We start from the raw sequence: 5,038 nt of genomic DNA, 5'->3' as shown, positions 1-5,038 counted from the left end.
AAATACAGGCGGTATGTAGACCGCTAAACTCTAAGGTAGCCTCGCGGTAGCTGAGGAAATTTTTGAGAACCAGTTGCTGTGGGATCATTCAGGCTATAGCGCCATACCTTTTACGAGAAGTAGCAGTACATCTGCACTATTGTTTAGTTTAGCGGTTGAAAAATCAGGTTTTTGGCAATTAAGACCGAATTTGATGTAAAAATTTCTGCTGAATCAAAATATCCGTGGCGAATGGAATTCGCGGCTATACAAACGAAACCCGCCTGCGCGGGTTTTAGAAATGCTGCTAGCTATTGCTCTATCTCGGCTTTGCGCCTATCCTTCTGTTCTATTTCTTCCCGCATCATTCGAGAAGCCACTGCAATAATTTCCAAACCTTCTTCAGTTGTCATCTGCTAAGTGTTGCCAAGATTTCTGCTTTTGTCATCTGTTTCTTTGGTATGTAGAGAATGCGATCGCAAAGTGCTAACTTATCAATTCGCGCTTTCAAGGCTAGGTTACGCGATCGCATCACACCCATCATCCTAAAAAACTCAAACCCGCGCAGGCGGGTTTCGTCTGTGTAGCCGCGAATTCCATTCGCCCGGTTGATTATTTGCGCGATCGCCATTTGATGTAGAGACAAAACCACAACACCGAAATCCGGCGTCTGACAGCCTTACTTTTTTTAAGCTTCCGGAAGCCTGCCTTAGTAGACTCTTCAATTAACATTGCAAGTAAGACATTAAGTATAAATGCTGTCATAATTTAGCCTTCCATCTCGTTTCTTCCATCATCTCGACACGATGGCTGCGATCGAGCGTGTGTATGAGCTAGAGAAGTTATGACTTTGTGTATGAGTTGTATGACTTTGGCAATTGGCACCGATTTAGGTGAGTAAAATAGACGAAATATTTGCAGTGGAAATATGACAGGGCGATCGCTCCAGGCATCACCAGAAGGTATTGAGAGAGCAAGAAGAGTTCTGAGACAGAACAACTTAACTCAGAAGGCTTTAGCAAAAGATTTAGACATGAGTCGCCAAACCGCTGACAAATTCTTTAAAGGTAGGCCAATTGACCGCCAATATTTTGAGCAGATTTGCGAAAAGCTGGGTTTTGAGTGGGAAGAAATAGTTGCCCAGCCGCCCAGCGAACCAGAAGCAGCAGCTAATCAAGATAAAAGCATTGATATCGATGCGTTGGTGCAAGAGGTACGCGAAAAGATAAAACCTATCATTCAAGAACCCTGCGGCACAATGCGGGTGCTAGATATGACTCACCCCATTGGGTTGAATGATATCTACACCAACGTCAACATTCTGGAGAAAATTACTGGGCGCAGGCGCAAAGAGATCCCTGAATTACTACAAGAGTGCGACTTTAAGGATGTTGAGCGCTTTGGGCTGGGCAAAATTACTGAAAAACGAATCTCCGGACTGGATGCCGTCAAGAAACATACCAAGCTGATGATTTTGGGAAAGCCAGGGGCTGGTAAAACCACATTTTTGAAGTATTTAGCGATTCAGTGCAATCAGGGTAACTTTCAGACTGATCGCGTGCCGATTTTTGTCACCCTCAAAGACTTTGCTGAAGCCGCTAATATACCGAGTTTATTGGAATACATCACTCAGCAATCCGTGGGCTGCGGCGTTGTAGAGGCAAGGGTTATCGCGTCTCTACAAGATGTAATTGAACACAGCAGGGCATTGATTTTACTCGATGGGCTAGATGAAGTTAGAGAGGAAGACAATAAGCGCGTCTTAAGGGAGATTCGTGATTTCTCTGACCAATATCGTGACAATCACTTTGTGATGACCTGCCGGATAGCAGCGCGAGAATATACCTTTGAGAAATTCACAGAGGTAGAAGTTGCCGATTTTGATGATGAACAAATTGCTACCTTTGCAAATAACTGGTTTAAGAATAAAGCTGTAAAACCAGAAACTTTTATTAAACGCCTCGAAGACAATAACCGAATCAAACAACTAGCCGCCAGTCCGCTACTGCTGACGCTGTTATGTTTGGCATTTGAAGAGTCAGGGGATTTTCCGGCGAATCGTTCTGAGCTATATAAAGAAGGGCTGGATGCGCTGCTGAAAAAATGGGATGCTAAGCGCGGAATTCAACGCGATCAAGTTTACAAAAAGCTATCAATCCAGCGTAAGGAAGATTTACTCAGTAAAATCGCCCTAACTACGTTTGAGGATGGTGATTATTTCTTCAAGCAAAAAACAGCCGAGCAATACATCACAGATTACATCCGTAATTTACCCGATGCCAATACTGACCCAGAAGCATTGCAACTGGATAGTGAGTTAGTTTTGCGCTCAATTGAGCATCATCATGGTCTAGTAGTGGAACGGGCTAAAGGGATTTATTCCTTTTCCCATCTGACATTTCACGAGTATTTCACTGCTAGAGAAATTGTTTTTGGAACCCAGCCATTAGAGGAGAGGTTGCAAAATCTGGTTAACCACATCACTGAGCAACGCTGGCAGGAAGTCTTTTTGCTAGCGGTTGGGATGTCACCAAGTGCAGATCGCTTATTGCTGTTAATGAAACAGCAGGTTGACGCTATTGTAGCTACTGATAATAAGTTGCAAAAGTTCTTAATTTGGCTTGATCATAAATCTGGCTCGATTCAGCTTCCCTACAAGCCTGCTGCTATTCGTGCAGCTTACATTGATCTTGCATTATATGGTTCTTTTAGGTATAGAATAAGCGCCCATACTATCGATAAGAGAATTTTTAGAGTGTTTCATGAAGTGGAACATCTTCACCCTGATTTAGAAGTTCCTGGTGTTTATGATTTGTTGATTGACTATGAGTTTAATGTTAATGCTGATGACTTAAATTTGGATGATAAGTATTCTGTAGTGGACTACCGAGGAGAGAGCAGCGAAATTGTTCTTGACGGTGAACTTAAAAAAGCTCTAAAAGATATTCAAAATCAACGACCTGACCCTGATGGTGATTGGGATATATTTCAACATTGGAGGCGAATTAATGGTCAGGCTTGGGTCAAGCAGCTACAATCTATAATGATTCAGTATCGTAATATTGGTCATGATTGGCAGTTCAGCACTCAGCAGGAAGAATTCCTGTCTCAATATTGTGATGCCAATGATTTGCTGGTGGAGTGCCTGAATAGCGATTGTTATGTGAGTCGTGAGGTACGACAGGAAATAGAGGACACTTTGTTGTTACCCATCAATGAGATTGAGAAACGGAAAAGCGGATTGATGTAGCGCGTTTGCATTTTTTGCAATTCTTCCCGAATAGCGCGATCGCACACTGAAGATAGATTGTTTTACCTGTTTCAGGAATTGATACAGTTAATTGACGTTTAATATCTCACCAAAAAAAGTTTTAATTTGCAGAAACTTTTTGAACCCACAACCTTCTAAGAAGGTATCAGTGAAAATACACAAAGTTCGTGGGTTTCCTATTTATGACACGCTTAAATAACTTAAAGTCTGGCGTTTTGGTATTGATGGCTCTGGGCACATTTGCCGGTTCTGTTGGCGCTGTACCCATCAATGTTCCTGTCCCTACAGTTCCTCGTGCCAGCAACCCATCTCAGACCAAAACTGTAATTTCTTCTGGAGCTTCTATTCCTGTTAGATATGACGGAACGGCTGAAAAAATCTTGCTATCTCGAACTGAAAAAGTGCCTTTAACTTTAATAGTTTCATCAACAGTTAAAAGCAGTTATGGGACAACTTTGATTCCAGCAGGAACAAAGATTCTGGGTCAATTGGAACCCGCTGGTCAAGGCTCTCGATTTGTTGCTACACAAATTGTTCTACCCTTGGATGGGACTCGGACAATCAATGCCACTTCTCAAATTGTGACGAGAACTGAACAAATCAAAAAAGGTTCTAGAACCAACACAATCTTGAAAGGTGCCACCTTGGGTGGAGCCGCTGCATCTGCGATCGCAGCACTGGTTGGCGACAAAGCGATCGCGACTGAAGAAGTCTTAGGTGGCTCAGGCTTGGGCGCTTTAGCTGGCTTATTCTGGGGACGCAAATCTGTTGATGTCATTTCCGTGAATCCCAGCCTTGATTTGAGGACTGTCACCCTGGGTTCTCAGCTGCCAGTTACCGTCGCTCTACGCTAAACAGGGAATTCCTAATTTCCCTTGGTGATGCTACACATCAGAATCCGTCTGTTACAGACCTAAAGTGAAATGGTATAAGAACGCTCCAGCTCCCTCCCCGAATCGGGGAGGGATGGGGAGAGGTTCTTTCCCCATCGCCCTCTATTTTTCCTTCGCAATGCACTAAATCAGTGCAATTGTCAAGAAACAAATTCAGCAACGAAGCGTCTTGACCCTTATCCGTATAATTGCTGAGAGTGTTCCCTATGTCTCGCTTCAATCGCTGGAAATCAGGAACCGCTGCACTCATGGCATTGACAATGACCGCCGGTGCAGCTGCCCCCTTCGTCGTGCCTGCGCCTGCTGCTGCCCAATATTACGAATTTCCGCCTCCACCCGTCTCCCAAGTCAGCATTCCTTCAGGCACAACCCTCCCCTTGCGCTATAACAAGGCAAATAAAATCGTTGTGTCTCCGAAGGAAACGATGCCTTTAACGCTGACGGTGGCAACAAATGTCAGAAATACTCGCGGAACTATCTTAATTCCGACAGGAACTCAGGTGATTGGTCAACTGCAACCCGCGACGAGAGGCGGTTCCCAGTTTGTTGCTAGAGAATTAGTTTTCAACAACGGGAAACGGCAGTATATCAATGCCTCTTCCAGAGTGATTACTCGCACCGAACAAGTTAGCCGGGGAACGAATACCAGTTCCATTTTGAAAGGTGCCGCCGTTGGTGGAGCCGCCGCAGCCGCAATCGGTGCTTTGACTGGAGACAGAGCGATCGCAACTGAAGAAATTTTGGGAGGTGCTGGTTTAGGTGCCTTAGGCGGACTGCTGTTGGGCAAAAAACGAGTTGATGTTGTTGTCGTTAACCCCAACACCGATTTAAATGTCACCCTGCGCTCGGCTCTAGCACTGCGCTAGCCTTTTTTCGAGCCGCTGCGCTAGCCTTT

At 44.5% G+C, this 5,038-nt stretch carries 5 protein-coding genes; 3 read left to right on the top strand and 2 right to left on the bottom strand.

Going from position 1 to position 5,038, the window contains the following annotated elements; translation table 11 throughout:
* Positions 1 to 388: 388 nt before the first annotated feature.
* Positions 389 to 625, bottom strand: a complete 237-nt coding sequence (locus tag H6F50_RS14540; RefSeq protein ID WP_190429249.1) for a hypothetical protein — start codon at positions 623 to 625, stop codon at positions 389 to 391.
* Positions 592 to 744, bottom strand: a complete 153-nt coding sequence (locus H6F50_RS14535; RefSeq protein WP_190429248.1) for a hypothetical protein — start codon at positions 742 to 744, stop codon at positions 592 to 594. The genes H6F50_RS14540 and H6F50_RS14535 overlap by 34 nt, the downstream gene beginning before the upstream one ends.
* A 163-nt stretch (positions 745 to 907) precedes the next feature.
* Between H6F50_RS14535 and H6F50_RS14530 the strand changes: the two genes are divergently transcribed.
* From H6F50_RS14530 to H6F50_RS14520, 3 genes are all read left to right on the top strand, one after another.
* On the top strand, positions 908 to 3,229 hold the full coding sequence (locus H6F50_RS14530; protein WP_190429247.1) for an NACHT domain-containing NTPase: 2,322 nt from the start codon (positions 908 to 910) through the stop codon (positions 3,227 to 3,229).
* A 203-nt stretch (positions 3,230 to 3,432) separates the two neighbouring features.
* Positions 3,433 to 4,104: a hypothetical protein gene (locus H6F50_RS14525; protein WP_190429246.1), complete on the top strand. Its 672-nt coding sequence runs from the start codon at positions 3,433 to 3,435 to the stop codon at positions 4,102 to 4,104.
* 245 nt (positions 4,105 to 4,349) lie between these two features.
* On the top strand, positions 4,350 to 5,009 hold the full coding sequence (locus H6F50_RS14520; RefSeq protein WP_190429245.1) for a hypothetical protein: 660 nt from the start codon (positions 4,350 to 4,352) through the stop codon (positions 5,007 to 5,009).
* Positions 5,010 to 5,038: the final 29 nt, after the last annotated feature.

It is taken from the genome of Coleofasciculus sp. FACHB-712 (assembly GCF_014695635.1).
GTDB lineage: Bacteria > Cyanobacteriota > Cyanobacteriia > Cyanobacteriales > FACHB-T130 > FACHB-T130.
This window is presented reverse-complemented; position numbering and strand designations above follow the sequence as displayed.

What these genes read in the sequence shown, in the direction of transcription:
- H6F50_RS14535 (WP_190429248.1), bottom strand. Translation starts at nt 744, where the DNA reads ATGACAGCATTTATACTTAATGTCTTACTTGCAATGTTAATTGAAGAG.
- H6F50_RS14530 (WP_190429247.1), top strand. Translation starts at nt 908, where the DNA reads ATGACAGGGCGATCGCTCCAGGCATCACCAGAAGGTATTGAGAGAGCA.
- H6F50_RS14525 (WP_190429246.1), top strand. Translation starts at nt 3,433, where the DNA reads ATGACACGCTTAAATAACTTAAAGTCTGGCGTTTTGGTATTGATGGCT.
- H6F50_RS14520 (WP_190429245.1), top strand. Translation starts at nt 4,350, where the DNA reads ATGTCTCGCTTCAATCGCTGGAAATCAGGAACCGCTGCACTCATGGCA.